General features: G+C 59.8%; 19 protein-coding genes and 2 pseudogenes. 11 read left to right on the forward strand and 10 right to left on the reverse strand.

The window, feature by feature from the left end; translation table 11 throughout:
* Positions 1-325 precede the first annotated feature (325 nt).
* The 6 genes and pseudogenes from AC1Z32_RS27390 to AC1Z32_RS27415 form a co-directional block, all read right to left on the reverse strand.
* A complete protein-coding gene (locus AC1Z32_RS27390; RefSeq protein WP_483481983.1) occupies positions 326-964 on the reverse strand; it encodes a phospholipase D family nuclease in 639 nt (212 codons plus the stop codon).
* Positions 965-1,037: 73 nt separating this feature from the next.
* Positions 1,038-1,592 carry a hypothetical protein gene (locus AC1Z32_RS27395; protein ID WP_483481984.1) on the reverse strand — a complete coding sequence of 185 codons (555 nt, stop codon included), beginning with the start codon at positions 1,590-1,592 and terminating at the stop codon, positions 1,038-1,040.
* 2 nt (positions 1,593-1,594) lie between these two features.
* Positions 1,595-3,457: a hypothetical protein gene (locus tag AC1Z32_RS27400; protein WP_483481985.1), complete on the reverse strand. Its 1,863-nt coding sequence runs from the start codon at positions 3,455-3,457 to the stop codon at positions 1,595-1,597.
* A 335-nt stretch (positions 3,458-3,792) separates the two neighbouring features.
* Positions 3,793-5,751, reverse strand: coding sequence for a hypothetical protein (locus AC1Z32_RS27405; RefSeq protein ID WP_483481986.1), 1,959 nt, complete (start codon positions 5,749-5,751; stop codon positions 3,793-3,795).
* The gene (locus AC1Z32_RS27410; protein ID WP_483481987.1) at positions 5,705-7,042 is read right to left on the reverse strand and encodes a tyrosine-type recombinase/integrase; all 1,338 of its coding nucleotides are present in this window, start codon (positions 7,040-7,042) and stop codon (positions 5,705-5,707) included. The genes AC1Z32_RS27405 and AC1Z32_RS27410 overlap by 47 nt, the downstream gene beginning before the upstream one ends.
* A gap of 246 nt (positions 7,043-7,288) precedes the next feature.
* Positions 7,289-7,702 (reverse strand): annotated as a pseudogene (locus AC1Z32_RS27415) (DNA/RNA non-specific endonuclease); the annotation flags it as partial.
* Between the two features lie 180 nt (positions 7,703-7,882).
* Between AC1Z32_RS27415 and AC1Z32_RS27420 the strand changes: the two are divergent.
* The 4 genes and pseudogenes from AC1Z32_RS27420 to AC1Z32_RS27435 form a co-directional block, all read left to right on the forward strand.
* Complete coding sequence (locus AC1Z32_RS27420) at positions 7,883-8,944, forward strand: alpha/beta fold hydrolase (RefSeq protein WP_483481988.1); 1,062 nt, start codon at positions 7,883-7,885, stop codon at positions 8,942-8,944.
* 244 nt (positions 8,945-9,188) lie between these two features.
* Complete coding sequence (locus AC1Z32_RS27425; RefSeq protein WP_483481989.1) at positions 9,189-10,220, forward strand: ParA family protein; 1,032 nt, start codon at positions 9,189-9,191, stop codon at positions 10,218-10,220.
* Positions 10,221-10,226: 6 nt separating this feature from the next.
* Positions 10,227-10,955: a hypothetical protein gene (locus tag AC1Z32_RS27430; RefSeq protein ID WP_483481990.1), complete on the forward strand. Its 729-nt coding sequence runs from the start codon at positions 10,227-10,229 to the stop codon at positions 10,953-10,955.
* Positions 10,956-11,112: 157 nt separating this feature from the next.
* Positions 11,113-11,397: pseudogene (locus tag AC1Z32_RS27435) on the forward strand (alpha/beta fold hydrolase); the annotation flags it as partial.
* Between the two features lies 1 nt (position 11,398).
* On the opposite strand, the gene AC1Z32_RS27440 reads toward AC1Z32_RS27435, so the two are convergent.
* Positions 11,399-12,691, reverse strand: coding sequence for an MATE family efflux transporter (locus AC1Z32_RS27440; protein ID WP_483483326.1), 1,293 nt, complete (start codon positions 12,689-12,691; stop codon positions 11,399-11,401).
* A 162-nt stretch (positions 12,692-12,853) separates the two neighbouring features.
* Between AC1Z32_RS27440 and AC1Z32_RS27445 the strand changes: the two genes are divergently transcribed.
* Positions 12,854-13,174: a YnfA family protein gene (locus tag AC1Z32_RS27445; RefSeq protein WP_483481991.1), complete on the forward strand. Its 321-nt coding sequence runs from the start codon at positions 12,854-12,856 to the stop codon at positions 13,172-13,174.
* Between the two features lie 6 nt (positions 13,175-13,180).
* Here AC1Z32_RS27445 and AC1Z32_RS27450 read toward each other — a convergent pair whose 3' ends face one another.
* Positions 13,181-14,203: a DUF2891 domain-containing protein gene (locus AC1Z32_RS27450; RefSeq protein WP_483481992.1), complete on the reverse strand. Its 1,023-nt coding sequence runs from the start codon at positions 14,201-14,203 to the stop codon at positions 13,181-13,183.
* Between the two features lie 383 nt (positions 14,204-14,586).
* On the opposite strand from AC1Z32_RS27450, the gene AC1Z32_RS27455 reads away from it, so the two are divergent.
* Together AC1Z32_RS27455 and AC1Z32_RS27460 are read left to right on the forward strand one after the other, a co-directional pair.
* Positions 14,587-15,882: an MFS family transporter gene (locus AC1Z32_RS27455; protein WP_483481993.1), complete on the forward strand. Its 1,296-nt coding sequence runs from the start codon at positions 14,587-14,589 to the stop codon at positions 15,880-15,882.
* 5 nt (positions 15,883-15,887) lie between these two features.
* Positions 15,888-16,802, forward strand: coding sequence for a hypothetical protein (locus AC1Z32_RS27460; protein WP_483481995.1), 915 nt, complete (start codon positions 15,888-15,890; stop codon positions 16,800-16,802).
* Positions 16,803-16,809: 7 nt separating this feature from the next.
* Here the strand turns inward: AC1Z32_RS27460 and AC1Z32_RS27465 are convergent, their stop codons facing one another.
* Positions 16,810-16,974 carry a hypothetical protein gene (locus AC1Z32_RS27465; RefSeq protein ID WP_483481996.1) on the reverse strand — a complete coding sequence of 55 codons (165 nt, stop codon included), beginning with the start codon at positions 16,972-16,974 and terminating at the stop codon, positions 16,810-16,812.
* A 63-nt stretch (positions 16,975-17,037) separates the two neighbouring features.
* Entirely contained in the window at positions 17,038-18,060 is a 1,023-nt protein-coding gene (locus AC1Z32_RS27470; RefSeq protein ID WP_483481997.1) for an AraC family transcriptional regulator, read from the reverse strand.
* Between the two features lie 186 nt (positions 18,061-18,246).
* On the opposite strand from AC1Z32_RS27470, the gene AC1Z32_RS27475 reads away from it, so the two are divergent.
* Genes AC1Z32_RS27475 through AC1Z32_RS27490 form a run of 4 tightly spaced genes read left to right on the forward strand, consistent with a single transcriptional unit; the run spans position 18,247 to position 23,017 of the window.
* Positions 18,247-19,380, forward strand: a complete 1,134-nt coding sequence (locus AC1Z32_RS27475) for an acyl-CoA dehydrogenase family protein (protein WP_483483327.1) — start codon at positions 18,247-18,249, stop codon at positions 19,378-19,380.
* A gap of 29 nt (positions 19,381-19,409) precedes the next feature.
* A complete protein-coding gene (locus AC1Z32_RS27480) occupies positions 19,410-21,116 on the forward strand; it encodes an AMP-binding protein (RefSeq protein ID WP_483481998.1) in 1,707 nt (568 codons plus the stop codon).
* Between the two features lie 15 nt (positions 21,117-21,131).
* Positions 21,132-21,902 (forward strand): enoyl-CoA hydratase, encoded by a 771-nt coding sequence (locus AC1Z32_RS27485; protein WP_483481999.1) that lies wholly within the window; start codon positions 21,132-21,134, stop codon positions 21,900-21,902.
* A complete protein-coding gene (locus AC1Z32_RS27490) occupies positions 21,899-23,017 on the forward strand; it encodes an enoyl-CoA hydratase/isomerase family protein (RefSeq protein ID WP_483482000.1) in 1,119 nt (372 codons plus the stop codon). The genes AC1Z32_RS27485 and AC1Z32_RS27490 overlap by 4 nt, the downstream gene beginning before the upstream one ends.
* Positions 23,018-23,021 lie beyond the last annotated feature (4 nt).

The following is a 23,021-nucleotide window of genomic DNA, read 5'->3' on the forward strand; positions in this document are numbered from 1 at the left end:
CGATCTTCGCCCTCCAGTTATGACGCATCGCCTCCGGAGTTCTGTGCTTGCGAAGCAACTTTGGCGGCTTCATCCGATCTCTGTATCATCTGGGATATCGATGGATTGTTATTCGCCGAATCGCTTCGCCATTGTCGTTTGTTTGAGGTCGGAATCTCCATCCCAGAGCAGGTCGGCAATAACGTTCTCGATAAGCAGCGTCGTGCCATTCCTTTCGCCCGCAATTCTTAGAATCAGCGCTGTGGCGCTTTCTGCGCGCACAGTGCGTTCATACGGCCGAGTGAGCGGCGGCTCGCTTGATTTCCTGATGCGCCTGCGCCACACCTCACTCCGGAGACGAAACATCGAAGCGTCGATTCCAGTTTGCCAAATATGCATTCGTGATGGAAACGTCTCCACGGATAAGGATTCCATTCTCCGCGTTTCGGTTTTGGGCAGCCTTAGTGAAATTGAACGAACCGGTAAAAACGGCCGAATCGTCGAAAATCATCACTTTATTGTGGGCAATCGCGGGTTTCCTATCAACGACCACAGAAATTCCAGCATTCCGAAGAAACGTTAGGACTGTATACTTCTGTGAAACTTGACTTTTGTCCAAAATCACTCTCACGTCGACGCCCCGATCTTTGGCGCGTTTGACAGCCGCTGCAATAGGCGCGCTTGTGAAGGAATACGCTTGGATCCGAAGTGAGTGCTTCGTTTTGTCCAGTTCTTGGATTAGCAACTGCTGGCAGCTCGCAGCATCGGGAACGAAGCAGAGCTTATAGCTTGCTCCTGGAGCGAAATTCGTGGAGCGGGCAGTGGAATCTCCGATCGCTGCTGAGAATCGTTCAAAGATCGGCTCCTTGGCGTTGGTGGTTTGATAGATCGTGAAACTGAGAAGCGTTAGAATGCTGGCAACTTTCGAAGATAAGTTCACTGTACTGATTTTTCTAAGAATATGAGCCGAGTCGGAGCGGGGCATTGTCGCCGTTGCTATCGGTGATGGCGACAATTCAGATTATACTGCCTGACGCATTGGGCGCGGTGCCGGCTCGTCACTCTAATTTTTGGTCAAAATGTGGCCTGCGCTTTCGCCCTGTCCCTGGTCTTAGTGGGACGACGGTATTCACGATGGGGCGTGAAGGTTCGCTCCCTACTACGTGTTCGAGCATTGCTGCGCTTGCGTTGGCCTCAGCTAGCCTCTTGCTTTCTTTAATCGTTCTGTTGCATTGCTTTTCGAGTTCTCCCATGCGCAAGATCATCGCAGCCACACGCGACATCGCGACCTTGATGTCCATAGTGAGTTGCCTGTTTTCAGTGCGCAGCTTGCGATTGATATCTTCAAAGGAAGTAGGTGGAATTGTCGGGACTTTTTTTAGTGACTCAATCTTATCTCTTACACGAGGGTAAGCGCATTCTTCAAAGCCGATGAGCGTTCGAGCCCTCCCGGCTTCTCGCGCGACGGTGCTGGGATTTATCCTTAATTTTCCGAGGCGAGCCTTTTTTCTGAGGTCGGCATTTTTCGGTTCGTTACGTTCCAGCCGTCCTATCGCTTCCATGAACTCCTTCTCGATTCCGGTGTACACCGGGTCAGGTCGTTTCTTGGGCATTGTTACTCCACGTCAGGTAGAGGAAGGCCGAAAATATTTAGTAGTGTGCTAGCGACTTCGGCTCGGTTTTGAATCACTCGGAACCCGGCAGAGAGGCCGCACTGTTTTGCGGCCAGGTAGGATCTTTGGTTCTCTATGTAGCGATTCACCCAGAAATCAATGTGGTCGTCGTCCACACCGAAGCATGCACATCCTGCGCAAAGATCAGGCTTGCGGGTCTCGTAGTTCGGCTCATTGTTGCTCCAATGAGCATTTCCAGCGACTTTCTGACACTCTGCTTCAACTGGGTTCAGCCGAATGAAGCATTTGCCGTGCGGTGCGCTGAAGACTCTGATTCCACGTTCGAAACACCACTCCTGAAGATTTCTGAATCCGTCAGGCCCGCTCTCGTGACCTATAATGTTCCGTATAATTGGAGAATATTCGTCGATGAGCTTCGCAACTCTTCCGGCTACTGGCTCTTTTCCTACAATCCTTCGATACATGAACGCTGCTGCCGCCCTCGACTGTTGGCCGTGAATGTCACGAATAAGTTTTGCAACGCGTCCGATGTACTTCTGTTCAGTTACTACCACGGACAGATGGTGGAAGTGAGCCGAGATTTCGGGGAGCATTCTTCGATCTGTTCGAATTGTAAACATCGCATATGTTTTCCTCCATTGACCGGTACGCAGGCACCGACCTTTAGATTTTCGAAATGTCACAAGGTCTTCGCCTAATGAGCTGCGATCTGGAAGATGTTGGAGGTCCACCTGCTTCTCGATGAAGGTACGTTGAACCGACAGTATCCTGTCGCGTTTGCTTCGGACCACGGCCGAAGCCTTGATTGGGAGCGACGGACCGCCTCTTTTGTTGACAAAGAGCCAATCGCTTACTTCGACGCGATTTGATAATTGGCGCCACGATGAAAGAAGTTTCTCTAGGATCTCGATCGCTCGAATCGGTCCCGGCTTAAACAAGGTGCCGGCTGGACGCGACCCGGCAAGCCAATGTTCTGGCTTAGGTACTCGCTTCCCCTTTTGCAAGAGTGAGTTTAGAAAAAAAAGCTCATTCAGTCCGGAAAGCGACGGTTCGATGGAGAATGCTTTGTAGTTGCCGTCTGCAAGGAAGCCGGCGGGCAACCAGCGAAGCTCACCCGATCGCATGCCAGTTTCGGCCTGCAGAACGATGACGCATGCGCCGAGTAAAGTGTCTACCAAATCGCGTGTTGCAAGCGCGGGAAGACTACGGATTGACTGACCCTCCTGAATCTTGGTCAAGATCCCCAATGGTTCGTGCCATGGAACCGACGCCTCGGGTTCTACGGAGAAAAAAAAGGGAGGAAATTGTTTTGCTGCCTTTTCGTTCATGCTGGCATTTTCCCTTCCAGACGCGGCGAGGCTACACATGACCCTATCGTGGAGCTTGATGATGTCGTCGGCGCGTACACCCAGCCATCGATGAGCTTCGTTCATAATCAGAAGGGCGACTTCATCGGGAAGGGGAGGGGTGTTTCTTACCACATAGGCGACGATCTCTTCCGTCACGCTAAGGGCTGATCGATGACGAAGAGGGTCGGCGTACATGGTGGGAACGGCAGCTACGGCCAAGACCGGACTCTGAAACCAAATTCGCTGCCACACAATTACTGCCCTATACAGAGCGGTGGGACTGATCTCTGGACCAGTTTGCTGCTCGTCATCATCCTCGTCATGTGTTTCGGAATCGAACGGGCGATCTCCGGAGTCGTCTTCGCTATCGTCTGACGCCATGTCGGAGTCTTCGAAATCGTCGACGCGAAGGGCAGCTTGAACCCAATCATCCAAAAACTCATCAAACTCGTCGGGGCCGAGCGTTTTGAAGCTTAGGTGATGCTTTGAGACCATCCATCCAAGTAATTGCCATAGCGAAGATATGATGGTCGGGCCGGTTGTAAGCTTGACGGGGGGCAGGCCTCGCGGGTCGACAAAAAGAGACCAAACGAATCGCCTCGCAAAGTCGAGCAACGATGCATGTACCGGATCCAGAAGGGTTGTCCCATCGGGAAACCTACAATCCCATCGCAGCACAACGTCGTCATCCAAATACCATCGAGCGTCCTTCCAGAGGGATCTCCTAGAGACGTGCATGTTGTTCGGGTCCGGAAGCAAATGCAACATCGTATCGGGATCGGCGATGATTTCTGCGGTAGGCCGAGCGATGGGGGGCGAATGGGGAAAGGTCATTCCGGTTGGGGCATGGAAGGGATGTGGAGCGCTTTCGCGCCTTCTACGGCTCGCGAAGCGAAGTTGGGAAGCCACTTGTTCATCAGCTTCCCTTTCACGGGCGCGTATCTCGCGAACCAAGCTGCAGGAACCATTGATGTCTGAGCGCGATCGATCGCGTGCAGCAGCGAGACGCTATATGCATAAGATAGCGGCGAATTAAGGTCGGTTGCGCCCAAAGGGCAGGCAGGGCATCGACCGTACCCGTCGCACAGCTTTCCTTTCATTGAGTAAGGGCTGTCGTACGGGTCAGCACAGCTCCAACCCGGCGTCGCGCAATTCCGATCGATCTCGGTGGGATGATCTCGGGGATCGATCACCCCTTCCGAGTGCCTCCAACGATCCCTCTGTTCCGACACAGAAGCTAGCCGCTCACTGCCACGCTGCTTCTCGGCACCGCTTTTATAGAATGCTTCCGTGGTATCAATGCTTGCATGGTTAGCTTGCAAAGCTATCTTTCGAATATCTCCGCCAAAAATCTGGCGCGCCGTATCCAAAGTTGTTGGCCGGATATTCTCCAGTGAGAAAACTTCAAGGCCATGCTCTTCTCGAAATTGTTTAAGTACACGTCCCCAGGTGGATGCACCCGTGTATCCCTGCAAACCGGAAAACGCGGACACGTCGAACCCGTCGCGAGCGGTACCAAATATGAACAGTCGGTCTTTCAAATCTGGATGACAGTGGCTCCGAAGATCATTTGTCCAAGCGACTATAAAGTTCAAGATTACTGACGGGTTGTCGATATAGTCGTCAACAGGAATATAAACTCGTTGCCTGTTGTTAGAGCGACCCTTGTAAGCGCTAAATTCAATTTCGCCGTTGATCCACTGACGTTCCCACTCGATTTCATCAAAATCAAGGGCGGCATCCTCGTAAAGCACTAGCCAATTGCCGAGGACGTTCGTGTATCGGAAATCCGTTGTCTTGATATTTCTCGCCACGTCAGCATTGTAAGAGCACGCAAGGGCAATTAATATCACGAATGGTACCAAGGATCGCGCCGTCGGATGAAATACTGATGCCGCCTCAGCTCTCGATATATGTTTTTTATTAAGAATTTCTTGCACTCCTGGGTGCAACGCTTCTTTCTTCGGGAGAACCCCGTTCCGGAGTTCCCGAGACACAAAGTACATTGCTAACTCATAGGTAATCAGTTTGTACAAGTATTCAGGAAAATCGGCCACGTCCAAATCGAGCGTTGGATTTCTTGTCAAGAAGCTACGTATATCGCTGACCTTCGACATCGTCTTGTCGATTTCACTGATGCACGATAAACGAATTCTCGTCATTAAGTCATCGTTGATGACCTTCTTATGCTCAACGCCGTCCGATTGATTTGTCCACGGGGAGTAAGGAAAGATTAGATCAGGAGGGATTTCGGGTTTCCAACGTGCATCGTCTCGCAAGGCGTCAATGCAAGACTTGAAGGCATTAAATAATCTAGCTCGTGACATTTCTCGCAATGGATGTCCAGAGCTTGTGCGGAAAGAATCGAGCCACCCACGAAAATCATTGAGGACACTGTTGTTGAACTGTGGGAGAGCGATCTGAAAAAGCTTCTTGCTTTCGAGATATCGGAGAATTCCGAGCCGGATATTCTTCTGAACGGATCGTGCAGTCCCAGGTTTAGGAGTCTCGCCAGAAAGTTCGAGAATCGCATCAGCAAAAAAATGTATTAGATTAGGAAATGCATAGAAGGAGGTTAAGTCCAGCGCGAAGGGTTTGTCACGAACCAGTACGCGCGGATAAACGAGTCTCAATGAAGGGTGCCCCTCATTTCCAGAGGCCTGTTCGACACGCGGCTTTCCCGTCGTCAAGGTGTGGATTGGAGATTCAGTGACGCTTCCCTTGTTTGGCCCATCGGGGGGGCTATTCCGAGGGAATCGCGTTTGCGACCGGCGCTTTTTGATTCCCACCGTATCTCCTCCTGTTGGCGGAAAATACCCGTGAATTGGTTACTCGCCTTTCTATATGAGTAAAGCGAAGATAGGTTCCTATGGTTGTCGAGAGAGATTTATGCCCGAGGTACGCCTGAATAAGTTTCCACGGTTCAGGGTTTCCAGCTGACGTCTCTGCCCAGTAGGTCCAAACTGCGAAGGTATGTCGGAGGGAGTGAAAGACAATGGCGGCTTCTTGGGTTTCATATTCTTCACGAGTCGTAGGATCGATCTTTTCAGCCCGTCGAACGATGCCGCTTCGAAGCGCTGCTTCGTGAAAGCGCGACGATAGGGTGTCAGCTGTAACTGGCTTACCCGCGTCCCTATGTGCGTCCACTCCATTTAAGAAAAGGATCTGACTCGATTTTTTACTCTTACGAAGCGAGTATTTTCTAGCTTCCGCGATGCAATCTTTTCGTTCGGTATCAATATACGCCTGCAATTCGCGAGCTAGATATACAGGCACGAATACGTCTCGCGGCTCCAAGCGTTTCGTTTTGGTCACACGCATTGGCAGTGTGAGGTCCTCAGCCATTGAGTCATCGACTCGAAGGTCGACTATTTGATATGTCGTCAGTTTGGCGACTTCGTCTACGCGAAGCCCCGTCTGAAGTGATAATTCTGCAGCTAATCGATCTCGACTCGGACGGGAGTTAGAAATGGAGCGTTCGCTGGGCTTTGGGCCCAACTCCGCCTGCAGAGTGATCCACTGCGTTTCATTCAAGATCTGTGCGGCCTCACTATTAAGGCCTCTACCTTTGAATGAAAGTGGTTGTTTCCCTGGTTTTCCGCCCGCCAATTTAGATCTGTACCAAGCGAAGTCAAAGTGCTGAATAGCGATCGGTAAGTTTTTTTCTTGTCGCCATTCGCTATAGTCGAGCGCTCTTTGAATTCGGCGAGTTATTGCTCCGTCACTTAACGGCTCATGGGTTTGGGGGCTAATGAAGTCGAGTAACGTACGTCCATAAACGAGAATGCATTCGTCATCGACGTCCTCCCACGTTTTATTTTGACCGCAGATCTCTCGATGGAAGTGAGCGAGATCGTAGGCGGCCGCCTCGCAGGTGTGATCGGAACGACCTCGTAGGCTCGACTTTCGTCGCAAGGTGTTCATTTGAATAGGGAAGCGCTCACCAAAGTAGAGGAGAGGCGCTTCGAGAACGGTTAGAGAGTCGTCGTCGACAAGCATCGGCCGGCCAGCAGGGAGGGCGAATGTGCTCTCTGGTACTTCGACGGGGATTCGAACAGTTCTGTAGACCTGGATGTTCATATGCGCCCCGAGCTCCCTCTAGTCACGTCGACAAGTTCTCGATCTAACAGGTTGAAGATAGGCGAAATTCCGAAAAAGTGAACATTTTTTTTGAACGTCAGATATGCTTATCCCGGCGCGGAACGAATGGTCTGATGTGACCGCTCAAGTTCTTCCGGTTTCCCGAGACATGGCGTCGCGTTTGGCTCCCGCCCAACTCAGATATCGGAAGCCGTAGCGTGCTTCGTGAACAGTTTTTGGTCTGTATAAGATGTTCGCCAGCGAGAACGAGTCGGCCATGCCCTCTTTGCTCGCGCGATCGCCCGCGGGGCTCATGTGGCCGCGGTCGTAACCGCTCTTTTTGTAGTCGGCGAGCTGCGCGCTCTCGCCGGGCGGCAGCCGCTTGTCGACGAAGAAGCGATTCGTGCGCGTGTTGTTCTTCGCCTGATCGACACTGTTCGCGGTCAGATGTTCCGCCGACCAGAGCGGACCGTGCGTGATGCCGGAATGAAGGAGCGCGAAGTCGGAGTAGCAGATTGCCTGCGTGGCCGTGCGCATCTTCGAATTGACGACGACCGGTTCGCGGCCGTTCGGGCTGAACTGCGGGCAGTCACTCGCCGCTGCGGCGGCACACACCAGGCTGAGGAGCGCGGCGGCGAATGCCTTGATGCGAAATTGCATGCGTGAAGTCCGGGCTGAATGCGATGCATGAGACTTGAACGCCGCGTTGCATCTTTGCGCGGCGTTCGGGGCCGCAAGTATAAGCGTTGACGACAGCGCGCGGAACACGCGAACGCCCGGGCGCGCGTGAAAGTCAGCCGCGCTAGAATGCGTCGGGCCGACGTCATCTCAAAATCGAAAATGAATCCAGTGCGCAGCAAGCCGTCCTTCGTTCGATCCCTGATGGTGAGTCTCGCGATGTCCTGCGCCTTTCACGCATACGCCGATGAACCCGCGCAGCCGGCGAGCAACGACGGTCCAGCCTACGGTCCTGAATTGCAGGGCTTCGACTATCCGTATCCGGTGGCGCGCTTTGCCGTTTCTTCGCAGCGGCAGGTGGTGAGCATGGCCTATATGGACGTGCATCCGCCGCATCCGAACGGCCGCACGGCGGTGCTTCTGCACGGCAAGAACTTCTGCTCGGCGACGTGGAAGCAGACCATCGAGACTCTCAGCGATGCGGGATATCGCGTGATCGCGCCGGATCAGATCGGCTTTTGCAAATCGACCAAGCCGGCGCGCTATCAGTACAGCTTCCAGCAGCTCGCGCGCAATACGCACGCATTGCTCTCGGCGCTCGGCGTGTCGCGCGCGACGCTCATCGCGCATTCGACGGGCGGCATGCTGGCCGTGCGCTATGCGCTCATGTATCCGCGCGAGACGGATCAGATCGTGCTCGTGAACCCGATCGGACTCGAGGACTGGAAGGCGAAGGGCGTGCCGTCGATTTCGATCGACGACTGGTACGCGCGCGAGCTGAAGACGAGCGCGGACGGCATTCGCCGCTATGAAACGAGCACGTATTACGCAGGCCAATGGCGCGCCGATTACGAGCCGTGGGTGCAGATGCTCGCGGGCATGTATCGCGGGCCGGGCAAGGACGTCGTCGCGTGGAACTCGGCGCTCATCTACGACATGATCTACACGCAGCCCGTCGTCTACGAGTTCGATGAGTTGCGAACGCCCACGTTGCTACTGATTGGCGACAAGGACACCACCGCGATCGGCAAGGATTTCGCGCCGCCGGAGATTCGTCCGAAGCTCGGGCGCTATCCCGATCTCGCGAAGCTGGCGGCAGAGCGGATCGAGGGCGCGAAGCTCGTCGAGTTTCCGGAGTTGGGGCATGCGCCGCAGATGCAGGATCCGGCGGCGTTTCACAAGGCGCTGTTGGACGGGCTGGCGGCGGAGCGGACGGGGCGATGAGCGCCCAAACGGCATTTTGTCCCGGCTCCGTACTCCTGGGGGTTCACTGCTAGGCGAAACTGCGAACGGCTGCTTTTGGTTTCTCGTGGTTCTCAGGGGAAACTGCTGATGGAGAGACTGTAGTCGGCCGCAAAGCCGTTGAGGCGAAGCACTTCGGTGCAGACGAAGGTATGCATAGAGTAGTATGCTGTCGCTGATTTTGCTGCGCTCTATGCATCGCGACACTCCCGATTCTAGGTGAACCGTGACTAAGATAGTCTCTCTCTACAACAACAAAGGTGGAGTTGCGAAAACTACTACCATCTTCAATCTCGCTGTCTTTCTATCGAGGAACAAAAAGGTTTTGCTGGTTGACTGTGATCCACAATGCAATTGCACTGAACTGTTTTTTTGTTCTGGCGATAACTTTGATGACCCGGATGTTCAACTTCCGGGCACGACGATCTATGAAGCATTGAAACCGCGCTTCGACGGCGACACGGCAAGAATTGACGCAAAAAAGGTGGAGCTTGCGCAGTCGACAATCTACAACCAGCTCTTCCTTCTTCGAGGGGACATAAATTTCTCGCGTGCAGAGCAAAATTTTTCTGTTGCGATAGCGCAAGCGGTTACCGAGGCTGTTCACGAAAAGAACACTTACGCTGTTTTGACTAGGCTGTTTCGGGATCTTGCGAGTTTGCACGGTTTTGACTACGTGCTTTGTGATGTTGGTCCGAGTGCCGGCTCTATAACCCGTATGGTCATACTCGCGTGTGATGGTGTCTTTATTCCTGCTACACCGGATCGTTTTTCGTTTCAAACGGTTCAAGGCATGGGGGCAATAATAAGCGACTGGCTTACTCGGCATGATGCTGTAGTTGCTTCATTTGAACCTTTTGGGTTGAATGCATTTTTTCCGAAAACAAAGTTTTACGGGGCAATCTTGAATAATTACAAGATTCATCGTGCAGGGAAGAAAAAGGCTTCATACCAGAAGTGGGAAGAACGAGTGAAGGACGCACTTTCCAACATGCTTCAGAACTCTGCACTTAAGCGCTTCGAGCCGGTTAATCCGCAGTTGCTCTCAGATCCTTTCGTGGCATCTATCCGAGATGTGGGCCCAATGGCCCCTGTTGCGCAGCTTGTCGGAAAGGCCATTTTCGATATTGATCAGAAGGATACGGAGCTTGCTTCGTCTGATGGGGACTACTATCGTGGCGCGGTATGGGCAGAATGGGTGAAGCGCAAGGATGAGTACCAAGCGGAGATCGCAAAACTAGCAGCCGTCATGGGCTAGAAGATTATGGCAAAACCGTATACCCTTGTTGCGTTATTGGATGTCTTGGCGTATCGAAATCATCTTAAAGCTGATCGCTCCTCCGGAAGCGAGGCATTCAAAACAAAACTTGAATCAGCGCTTTCGGTCCTCAGTTCGATCAATGAGACAGAGATTGCGTATCAAGCGATCAGTGACACAATTATTATTGCAGCGAATCCTTCGACTTCGATCTCGGACTTTATTTCCACCATCGCGGAGGTTCAACGAGCTTTTCTACAAAGCGGTCTCTTGATTCGAGGTGGAGTTGCCTTTGAGCAGCATTTTAAATCAGGAAATTTAACGTATAGCCATGCTTTAGCCGTGGCATACGAGCTTGAGCAGAAGCAGGCAATCTACCCGCGCGTCGTCATAGATAAGGGGGTGATTGAGATGTTGCGTTCAGGAAGCCGATTTGCCGAAGGCGATGTCCAGCGTTTGCAATATGAATGCATGATCTGTGTGCAGAATGGCGTTCATTTTATTAACTTTGCCGCAGGTCACATTGATTGGTGTTATGAGAAAGCCAAGGCGATATTTGATGGCGAGCATTCAGATCTAGAGGGTCGAGAGGCTGAGCTAGCAAAGCATCGCTGGTTGCAAGACTATTTAGTCATTGTTTCCGAACGACGTCTTTCGAGCTATATGGGCGAAATCTCAGTGCTCACTTTCCATACAGAGGACCCACTATCTCAAGCAGCTGAAACTGATGCATAGCTCCTGGTTGCACGTCTGTCACTGAATGGCGGCGTCTGTCACCCAAATAGATCCGTGAGCAACCATCTTATTGCTCTCGGTTCACCCGTACTTCGCTAAAAGCCTTATAGGGTAAGGGTTAGGGTAGCACCGGCGAAGGGTTTGTACCGTAGTATCCTACCCCCAGCCCGTCGTCTACGAGTTCGATGAGTTGCGAACGCCCACGTTGCTCCTGATCGGCGACAAGGACACCACCGCGATCGGCAAGGATTTCGCGCCGCCGGAGATTCGTCCGAAGCTCGGGCGCTATCCCGATCTCGCGAAGCTGGCGGCAGAGCGGATCGAGGGCGCGAAGCTCGTCGAGTTTCCGGAGTTGGGGCATGCGCCGCAGATGCAGGATCCGGCGGCGTTTCACAAGGCCCTCCTCGATGGCCGCGCCGCGCTGAAACCGCGCTCGCCGTGATTCAGCGCACGCCGGGCGCGCACGCCGCGCGCTCGATCGCGGGCACCTGAACCGCCAGCGTGATGCCGCGCGCCACCATGAAGAGGGTGAGCGCGAGCCACAGTCCGTGATTGCCGAGCGATCCGGCGAGCGCCCACGCGGCGAGCAGGAACACGGCGAGCGACACGGCCATCGCTTTCATCAGTTCATGCGTGCGGGTCGCGCCGATGAACACGCCGTCGAGCTGAAAGCCCGCGACAGACGCGAGCGGCAGAATAGCTGCCCACGGCAGATAGCGCACCGCCGCCGCATGCACGACGGCCTGATCCGTCAGCCTGCCAATGATCCATTCGCCGCTCACCCAGTAGACGATCGAAAACCCCGCCGCGCCGATCGCGGACCAGAGCATCGTGACTTTCACGGCTTGGCGGAACGCGTGACGGTCCCGCGCGCCGGCCGCCGCGCCCACGAGCGCTTCGGCCGCGTGCGCGAAGCCGTCGAGCCCGAAGGACATGAAGGTCTGGAAGTTCAGCAGAACGGCGTTGGCGGCGAGGATCGCATCGCCCTGGCGCGCGCCGAGATGCGCGAACCAGCCGTACGAGCCGAGCAGGCAGATCGTGCGGATGAAAATGTCGCGGTTGATCGCGACGAGCCGCCTGAGCGCGTGCGCATCGAAGAGCGAACGCGGCGCGAGCGGAGGAAGGCCGCGCGGACGCAGATGCCAGAGTATCGCGAGGCCGAGCCCGAAGCCGCAGAAATCCGCGAACGCCGTCGCCGCGCCGATGCCCGCGACGCCCCAGCCGAAGCGGTACACGAAGAGCAGCACCGCGACGATATTCACCAGATTGATGAAGATCTGCGTGACGAGCGCGAGCCGCACGCGCTGACAGCCGAGCAGATACCCCAGCACGACATAGTTGCCGAGCGCGAACGGCGCGGCCCAGATGCGCGCGTGACAATACGCGCCCGCGGTGTCCTGCACGGCGGCGCTGCCGCCCAGCGCGGCGAGCGCATAGCGGATGACCGGCACCTGCAGCGCCAGCACGGCCGCGCCGATCGCGAGCGCGAGCAGCATCGCGCGCAGCACGCTCGCGCGCAACGCGTCGTGATCATGAGCGCCGAACGCTTGCGCGACGAGTCCCGTCGTGCCCATGCGCAGAAAGCCGAAGCCCCAGAACACGAAGCTGAACACGAGCCCGCCGAGCGCGACGCCGCCGAGATACTGCGGCCCGTCGAGATGACCGGCAACAGCCGTATCGACCGCGCCGAGAATCGGCTGCGTGAGGTTCGCGAGGACGATCGGGAACGCGAGCATCAGCACGCGCTTGTGCCAGTGCGCGGGCAGCGCGGTGTCTTCGGTCGAGTCGTCTTGTGGAGAAGTCTGCAAGGTGTCCGGCTGGCGTTTCGTGGCAAGGGCGTCATTGTCCGGAGCGCGCGCGGACCGCGCAACTTCGCGCGAACCTCGATAATGCGCGTCATGAAAACATTCGCGCTCTATGTCGTCACGGCCATCGCCGAGATCGCCGGCTGCTATTTCCCTTATCGATGGCTCAAGGAGGGCGGCTCGCCGTGGCTGATCCTGCCCGGCGCGCTGTCGCTCGCGCTGTTCGCGTGGCTGCTCACGCTGCACGACACGGCGGCGGGGCGCATCTATGCAGCGTACGGCGGCGTGTATATCGGCGTGGCGATCGCGTGGCTATGGGCCGTCGACCGCATCCGGCCGACGGCGTGGGATCTCGCGGGCGCGGCGATCGCGCTCGTCGGGATGAGCGTCATCGCGTTTCAGCCGCGTGTCTGAGACCCATCACGCTTCGAGCGCGAGCAGCGCGAACGTCGCGAGCCAGTGCTCGCCCATGTAATCGCCCGCGACGTGCGCGATTCCCGACGCCAGATGCTCGTTCGCGGCCGCTTCCAGCACCGCGATGCGCGCATCGCCGGCCGGCAGCGCCCGCGCGATGCTGCGCTGGCACCACGCGCGGCTCAGGTTCAGGCCGTCGAGGTGCGCGAGCTTGCCGTCGCTGCGGTCGGTGACGGTCGCGGGCGTGAAGAGCGTCGCGGGCTCGCGTGCGGCAATGCGCGGCAGAAAGCGGTCGAACCAGCCGACGAAGCGCTCGCCCGGCAGCACATGGCGCATCAGCACCGCTTCCATCAGCGAAGGCGAGAGGAATTCGTCGCCGGCCGGCTCCCACGCCTGACAGCCTTCGTCCTGCTCGAACCAGCGCAATGCCGTCTCTTTCAGCAGGCGCTCGAAGCCCTCGTTTCGCGCGATGCGCGCATAGCCGATCGCGAGCGTCAGCGCGAAGGCCATGTTGAAGTGCGTGCCGACGCGAAGCGGATACGTCGACTTCGGCAGGAATTCCTCGAAGCGCGCGACGAACGCGTCCGCGAGCGGCTGGAGCGTGCGTGCCCAGCGCGCGCCGTCATCGGACTGCATCGAGCGCAACTGGCCCGCGAGCGCGAGCAGCCACGCCCAGCCATAGGGCCGCTCGAAGCCGCGCGCGGCGGGACGCTGCAGGTAAGCGACCTCGGCGGCGACGTTCGCCTCGGTGAAATGCTCGTCGATCGCCGCGCGGACCCGCGGCGCTTCCGGCAGCCCGGGAAAGCGCTCGTAAAGGCGCGCGATCAGCCAGTAGCCGTGCACGCAGGAATGCCAGTCGAAGCTGCCGTAGAAGATCGGATGCAGCGCGCGCGGGCTCTGTACATCGGCCTCGGCCGCCATCACGTGATCGAGCTTGTTCGGATATTCGCGCGTCAGGTGGCCGAGCGCGACTTGCGCGAACTTCGACGCGAGCGCGGCGTCCAGGGTGATCGGTTGATGCGGGTTCATGCGAGCCTCGTCGATGCCAGTCGTGATCCCGAGACTTTATCGATAAATAGTCGTCAAAATCTGCGATCAGGGTAATTACCTACTTCATGCGCGCGCGGTATCGCAGGCTCGATTTGAAAGCGCGGCATCGATCTTTTGCAAGGGCGGCGAATGCTTTCACGACAAGCCTCTACGGGCTCCGGACCCGACCGGCGCACCCGGCACGGCGGCGCCGTCACGCGATTTTCCTCGCCCCGATGGGCCGTCTTCCGCGCGCCACGATCGCGCGCCTTCGTCCGAACCCTCGTATAAACTGGCGCCCGAACGCCGCCAAGAGCGCTCGGACCGGGGACGAGAGCTCCGGCGAATACCATCCAGTCAGTGACCAAGAGCCCAGAAACAATATGACCGACCTGCACGCTTACACCCCAGAGGACACCCGGCGCCGCGTTTTCGCGATCGTCGGCGCCTCGTCGGGCAACCTCGTCGAGTGGTTCGACTTCTATATCTACTCGTTCCTCGCGCTGTACTTCTCGGCGGCGTTTTTCCCGGGCGGCAATCCGACCGTGCAGCTGCTCAACACCGCGGGCGTGTTCGCGGCGGGCTTCCTGATGCGTCCGATCGGCGGCTGGCTCTTCGGCCGCATCGCCGACAAGCACGGCCGCCGCAACGCGATGATGATCTCCGTGCTGATGATGTGCGGCGGCTCGCTCGTCATTACGTTTCTGCCGACTTACGCGTCGATCGGCGCGTGGGCGCCGTTCCTGCTCTTGATCGCGCGCCTGTTCCAGGGCTTGTCGGTGGGCGGCGAGTACGGCACGAGCGCGACCTACATGAGTGAAGTGGCGTTGCGCGGCCGGCGCGGCTTCTTCGCCTCGTTCCAGTATGTGACGCTGATCGGCGGGCAGCTCGCCGCGCTTCTCGTGCTCGTGGTCCTGCAACTGTTTCTGTCGACGGAAGAGCTGAAGGCGTGGGGCTGGCGCGTGCCGTTTTTCATCGGCGCGTGCGCGGCGCTGGTTTCGCTGTATCTGCGACGCTCGCTCGACGAAACCTCGACCGCCGAAACGCGCCATCGCAAGGAAGCAGGCACGCTCGCCGGCCTGATGCAGCACAAGGGCGCGTTCATGACCGTGGTCGGCTTCACGGCGGGCGGCTCGCTGATTTTCTACACGTTCACGACCTACATGCAGAAGTATCTGGTCAACACCGCCGGCATGAACGCAAAGACCGCCAGCAACGTGATGACCGCCGCGCTCTTCGTCTACATGCTGCTGCAGCCGCTGTTCGGCGCGCTGTCGGACCGTATCGGCCGCCGCGCATCGATGCTCTGGTTCGGCGCACTCGCGACGATCTGCACGGTGCCGCTCCTGCACGCGCTCTCCGGCGTGACGAGCCCGGTCATGGCCTTCGTGCTGGTCGTGGCCGCGCTCGCGATCGTGAGCTTCTATACGTCGATCAGCGGCCTCATCAAGGCGGAAATGTTCCCGCCGGAAGTGCGCGCCCTGGGCGTCGGCCTGTCGTACGCGGTCGCCAACGCGGTGTTCGGCGGCTCGGCGGAGTTCGTCGCCCTGAAGCTGAAGTCGCTGGGCAGCGAATCCGCGTTCTTCTGGTACGTCACCGTGATGTGCGCGATCTCGCTGATCGTTTCCTGGCGCATGCTCGACCCGAGCAAGGAAGGGTATCTGCGCAACGAGCCGTAAGCCTTATGACGCGCGCGCGGCGCGGCGGCCCGTCCGTTCCGCCGCGCGCCCGCCATCCGCGCGGACGCTGTTGTCCGCCAGGCTTGCCGATGAAGGTACTATGGTGTTTTATGCGGTATGAGTATGTAGATGGCGCACCGGTCACGGTGCGCGGCGGTAATCGGGAACCGGATATGCATGCGCGCGGCAGCGCCACGCGCAACGCCGATGCGCACATTCGGGCGCGCCGGTCTGCCTGGAGCCTGTTCATGGAAGATTTCGACGAAACGCTGTTCGTTGTCTGGCGGGCCAACCTGAACGTTCTGGTCGGCTCGCCCGGAGGCGCCGGACGCCTCGCGCGCATGATGAATTTCTCGCCGACGTTCATGAAGCTGATCGTCGCCGGTCAGCGCGACTTCAATGAGGAGTTCGTACGCGGCATCGAGCTCGTGACGGGCCTGCCGTCGCACTGGCTGGACGAGCGCCGCACCCTGGCCGAGGTCCCGCCCGAAGTCCTGCGCGCGATCGACGAGGAAACGCCGATGGCGGTGTTCCGCGGCACGGCGCATCCCGCGCCGAAGCGCTCGGTGCTGCGCGGCCCGGAGCCGCTGCTTTCCCAGACCGAGGCGACGCGCCGTGTCGCCGATCTCGCCCAGCAGCAGGCCGAAGCGAACCGCCGCGATCTGCTCTTTCGCAAGAATCGGGAACTGCTTTCACAGGATTTGCGCCGGCTGGAGCGTCAGCTCGGGCTGCTGCAGGTCGACGGGATGCAGCCGAAGGTCGATGAACTGATCGCCTCGGATCGCATGAGCGAGGCGGCGAAGGCCGACCTGACAGGGCGTCTCGAGCAGATCGACAAGCACGTAAAGCTTTTACATCAGCATGTCGAGAAGCTCGTGGCGCTCTTGTCGACCCCCGACGAGCCGGACGGAAGCGAGTAACGCCCGGTCACTTCTTCTTGCGGTCGTCCCGGGGTTCCGGCTCGGGATGCACGGCGATCGGATCGCTCGCGGGGAAGGTTTCCTCCAGCGCTTCATCGAGCAGATCCTCTTCGTTCTCCGCCTTCTGATTCTTCTTTTCCTTCGAACGATCATCTCGGCTGGCTTTGGTCATGGTGCGCTCCGTGATGCGAAGTCGTGATGGATTCAATATAGCAGCGTCGATGATTCGTCGCAGTCAGCCTTCCCGCCGATAGTCCGCCGGGCGCACGCCCGTCCACTTCCGGAATGCGCGCCTGAATGCGCTCGGTTCCGCGAAGCCGAGCGCGTCCGCGATCTGCGGAATCGTCTCCCGTGTGTGCGCGAGGCGCGCGATCGCGAGATCGCGTCTCAACGCATCTTTGATCGTCTGATAGGTCAGCCCTTCCTGCTTCAGGCGGCGCCTGAGCGTCGCCTCCGCCATGTTGAGCGCGGCCGCGATGCTTTCCGCCTCGGGCCAGTCGGTCGGCGCGGTCTGCTTGAGGCGCGCCCGGATGCGCGCCGCGAGCGAATCCGGATTGCGATACTTCACGATGAAATTGGCCGGCGCGTCGCGCAGAAAGCGCTTGAGCGTGGCGGGCGTCTGCACGACCGGCAGCGCCGCGCAGTCAGCCGATAAATCGACGAACGAGCGCGGCTCGCCGAAACGCATGTCGTCGCAGAACATGAGGCGGTATTCATCGCTCGCGTCGGGCTCGGCGCAGCGCAGATGCGCGGCGAGCACCGGAATGCGCCGCCCGACCAGCCAGCACAGCAGCCCGTACACGAGGATGAAACCCGTCGCGTAGGCGAACATGGTCTTCGGCGCGCCCTTGTCGTCGAGCCAGATGCGCACGCGTTGTCCGTCGATGTCGGGCTCGAACGTCAGCTCGTCGAGCACGAGCCGCATGAAACCCGCGATGCGCAAGAGCGCCTGCGCGCCGTCGCGCGACGAAAGCGCCGCCTGACACAGCAGCACGAAGCTGCCGCGCCGCATCGGATGCCGGTCCTGGCCGAAGAACTCGTCGTCGAGGGCATCGGCGGTGGCGTTCCAGAGCTTGCCGTACTGCACCGGCGAGACGCGCGCGCGCGGCGAATCGAGCGTGGCCGGCGCGATGCCCGCGGCGGCCAGCAGGGTCTCGCGCGCGACGCCGCGCGCCTCGGCGCAACGCAACGCCGCTTCGACGAGACTCACGGAAATCGAGTCGCGCTCGATCTTCTTCTTGGGACTTGGGGTTGTCACTAGGTGGCCAAAGCGCTCAGTTAGCGTGATCGTTTTGGGCATCGGCTAACGTCCGGCGATTGCCTAGACTCGTGCTCAGACGGCCCATCCGCCGCTCATCGAACCGGCTGGCGGCGGTCAGAAAGTTTAAACGATCGATGCCGCGCGGCTCGCCGCTCCAGCCCCATTCACCGAATCGAGAACATGATCGACGCATTCCTCACCGAAGAGCAGCGGATGATCCGCGACGCGGCTCGCCAGTTCGCCACCGAAGTCCTCGCGCCGAACGCGGGCCAGTGGGACAAGGACGCCGCGATTCCCGACGCCGTCGTGCGGCAACTGGGCGAACTCGGCCTGCTCGGCATGATCGTGCCCGCCGAGCTCGGCGGCACTTTCAGCGACTACACCGCCTACGCGCTCGCGATGGAAGAGATCGCCGCGGGCTGCGCGTCGTGCGCGACGATGATGAGCGTGCACAACTCCGTTGGCTGCGGGCCGATCCTCGCGTACGGCACCGATGCGCAAAAGGCCGAATGGCTGCCGAAGCTCGCGAGCGGCGAGATCATCGGCGCGTTCTGTCTGACGGAGCCGCAGGCCGGCTCGGAGGCGAACAACCTGCGCGTGCGCGCCGTCGAAAGGGACGGCAAGTGGGTCATCTCCGGCAGCAAGCAGTTCGTGACGAACGGCAGGCGCGCGGGCGTGGCTATCGTCTTCGCCGTCACCGATCCGGATCTCGGCAAGCGCGGCCTCTCCGCGTTCATCGTGCCGACGGACACGCCCGGCTTCAACGTCGGCGCGCCGGAGCACAAGCTCGGCATCCGCGCGTCGGATACGTGTCCGATCACCTTCGACGATTGCGCGATTCCCGCCGCGAATCTGCTCGGCAAGCGCGGCGAGGGCCTGAAGATCGCGCTGTCGAATCTGGAGGGCGGGCGCATCGGCATCGCGGCGCAGGCGCTCGGCATCGCGCGCGCGGCCTTCGATGCGGCGCGCGCCTATGCGAAGGAGCGCGTGCAGTTCGGCAAGCCGATCCAGGAGCATCAGTCGGTGGCGAACATGCTCGCCGACATGCAGACGCACATCAACGCGGCGCGCCTCCTGATCCATCACGCGGCGCGCATGCGCACGGAAGGCATTCCGTGCCTGTCGGAGGCGTCGCAGGCGAAGCTCTATGCCTCCGAGATGGCCGAGCGCGTGTGTTCCGATGCGATCCAGATCCACGGCGGCTATGGCTATCTGCAGGATTATCCGGTGGAGCGTCATTATCGCGATGCGCGCATCACGCAGATCTACGAAGGCACGAGCGAAGTGCAGCGGATGGTGATCGCGCGCAACGTGTGACCGGTGCATAAAAAATATACGGAGACGCAATGAACGACGCCAGAGGCTTCATCGCAGCGCGAGACTTTCTGTTTGCGCATCGCACCGATTACGACACCGCGTATCGCGAGTTCAAGTGGCCATCCCTCGACCGCTTCAACTGGGCGCTCGATTACTTCGACCCGATGGCGCGCGGCAACGATGCGCCCGCGCTGCATATCGTGAACGAGGGCGGCGGCGAGACGCGTCTTACTTTCGCGCAGATGAGCGAGCGCTCGGCGCGCGTCGCGAATCACTTGCGCGGCCTGAACGTGAGGCGCGGCGAGCGCATCCTGCTGATGCTGCCGAACCGCGTCGAACTATGGGAAACGATGCTCGCGGCGATGAAGCTCGGCGCGATCGTCCTGCCCGCGACGACGCAGCTCGCGAGCGCCGACCTGCGCGACCGCATCGCGCTCGGGCGCGTGCAGCACGTGATCGTCGACGCGGCGGAGACGCAGAAGTTCGATGGCATCGACGTGCCGGGATTGCGTATCGCGGTGGGCGGCGCAAAGAGTGACTGGCTCGCTTACGAAGCCGCGTATGACGCATCGCCCGAATTCGTCAAGGATGCCGAAACCAACGCGAACGATCCCTATCTGCTGTATTTCACGTCGGGCACGACCTCGAAGCCGAAGCTCGTCGCGCATACGCATCAGAGCTATCCGGTCGGCCATCTGTCGACGATGTACTGGATCGGCCTGCAACCCGGCGACGTGCACTGGAACATCAGCTCGCCCGGCTGGGCCAAGCACGCGTGGAGCTGCTTCTTCGCACCGTGGAACGCGCAGGCGTGCGTGTTCATCTACAACTTCAGCCGCTTCGATGCGGCGCGCGCGCTCGATGTGCTCGTGAAGCACGAAGTCACCACGCTCTGCGCACCGCCTACCGTGTGGCGCATGCTCGTGCAGGAGCCGCTCGCATCGTACGAGGTGAAGCTGCGCGAGATCGTCGGCGCGGGCGAGCCGCTCAATCCGGAGGTGGTCGAGCGCGTGCAGGCCGCGTGGGGCGTGCCGATCCGCGACGGCTACGGCCAGACCGAAACCACCGCGCAGATAGCCAACACGCCGGGCCAGCGGCTCGTGCCGGGCTCGATGGGCCGTCCGCTGCCGGGCTATCGCGTCGCATTGCTCGATCCCGACGGCAATCCGGCGGATGAAGGCGAAATCGCGCTCGCGCTCGATCCGCCGCCGCTCGGCCTCATGACCGGTTACGCCGACAACCCCAAGGCCACCGAGAGCGCGATGCGCGGCGGCTTCTATCGCACGTCGGATGTCGCGGCGCGCGGCGCCGATGGCTATTTCGTCTACGTCGGCCGCGCGGACGACGTGTTCAAGTCGTCGGATTACCGGCTGAGCCCGTTCGAGCTGGAGAGCGTGTTGATCGAGCACGAGGCGATCGCGGAAGCGGCTGTCGTGCCGAGCCCGGATCCCTTGCGTCTTTCGGTGCCCAAGGCGTTCGTCACGCTGCGTCATGGCTACTCCATCGGACCGGAGCTCGCGAAGAGCGTGTTCGCGTTCTCGCGCGAGCGGCTCGCGCCGTACAAGCGCATTCGCCGCCTCGAATTCGCGGAATTGCCGAAGACGATCTCCGGCAAGATCCGCCGCGTCGATCTGCGCCGTCAGGAAGCCGCGCGCACCGAAGGCGGCGCGCGCGGCGAGTTCGAGTTCTGGGAAGAGGATTTTCCGGAACTGCGCCAGACCAGCAAGGCTGACTAGAAAGGAATCCGCACGATGATCGAAGTCACGCGCGACGGCGCCACCGTCACGATTCGCCTGAACCGGCCGCCCGCGAATGCGTTCACCGCCGAGGGACTGGCCGCACTGAAGGAAACCATCGATGGCCTGAATCGCGATGCTCAGGTTCGCGCGATCGTCGTGACGGGCACGGGCCCGAAGTTCTTCAGCGCGGGCGCCGACCTCAACCAGTTCGCGGACGGCGACAAGGCGCACGCACGCGTGGCCGCGCAGCGCTTCGGCGCCGCGTTCGAGGCGTTGCAGAACGCGCGCGCGGTCACGATCGCCGCGATCAACGGCTACGCGATGGGCGGCGGCCTCGAATGCGCGCTCGCGTGCGATATGCGCATCGCCGAGGAGCATGCGCAGATGGCGCTGCCGGAAGCATCGGTCGGACTGCTGCCGTGCGGATGCGGCACGCAGACGCTGCCGTGGCTCGTCGGCGAGGGCTGGGCGAAGCGCATCATTCTGACCGGCGAGCGCGTGAATGCGCAGACCGCGTTGCGCATCGGGCTGGTCGAGGAAATGGTCGCGACCGGCGGCGCGTATGAAGCCGCATTGAAGATCGCGGAGCGCGTCGCGTCGGTGAGCCCGGATGCCGTCGCGTACTCGAAGCCGCTGATCCACGCCGCGCGCGAAGGCATGCCGCGACGCGCGGCTCTGGCGCTCGAGCGCGAACGCTTCGTCGATCTCTTCGACGGCGCGAATCAGCGCGAAGGCGTTGCCGCGTTTCTCGACAAGCGCAAGCCGCGATGGAGCGCGTCATGAGCACGCAAGAACTGCTGCGCGAGACACCGGAAGTCACCTTCGATGTCGTGAATCGCGTGGCGCTCGTCACGCTCGACCGGCCGCACGCATTGAATGCGTTGTCGCACGGCATGATCGCGCTGCTCGCCGATATCTTCGCGCAATGCGCCGACGACGATTCGATTGCCGCGGTAGTGCTGCGCGGCGCGGGCGACAAGGCGTTCTGCGCGGGTGGCGACATCCGCAAGCTCTATCACGCCGCGCGCAACGATCCGCATCACGAGACGCCGTGGCTGAAATTCTTCATCGACGAATATCGGCTCGATCACGCGATTCATCGTTTCAAAAAGCCGGTCGTTGCGCTGATGGACGGCATCGTGATGGGCGGCGGCATGGGGCTCGCGCAAGGCGCCGCGCTGCGCATCGCGACCGAGCGCACGCGCATGGCGATGCCCGAGACGCGCATCGGCCTGTTGCCCGATGTCGGCGCGACGCACTTCCTGCGCGTGCTGCCGCGCGATCTCGCGCTCTATGTCGGCCTGACGGGCGCGCGTCTGTCGGGCGCCGATGCGAAGCGCGTCGGGCTCGCGGACGAATGCGTGCCGTCGACGTGGCTGCGCGGCTTCGTCGAGCGCCTCGAAAGAATGCGCTGGGACGATGTGCAGAATGCAATGGCGCAGCTCAAGCGCGTGTTCGTGCCGAGCGCGAACATCGAGCGCCATGCGCCGCTCGACGATATCCGCGCGCAGATCAGGCGTCATTTCTCCGTGTGTCCGACGGGCGGCGTGGAGCGCATCGTCGCGTCGCTCGCAGCGGACGAATCGAACTGGGCGCGCGCGACGCTCGCCACGCTCGAAAGCCATTCGCCGACGATGCTCGAAGTGACGTATCACGCGTTGATGCGTGGCCGGCAGATGTCGCTTGCGGATTGCTTTCGCATGGAGCTGGGCGTCGTGTACCGCGCGATCGACGATGGCGATTTCGTCGAAGGCGTGCGCGCGCTCATCATCGACAAGGACGAACGGCCGCGTTTCGCCCCGACGACGCTCGCGCAGGTGCGCGCCGAGCGCGTGCAGCACTTTCTCTCATCTCCGTGGCGTAAAGAGATGCATCCGCTCGCGGACCTGTGCGCATAATCTC

The sequence above is a fragment of the Caballeronia sp. 11_S32 genome (assembly GCF_056930355.1).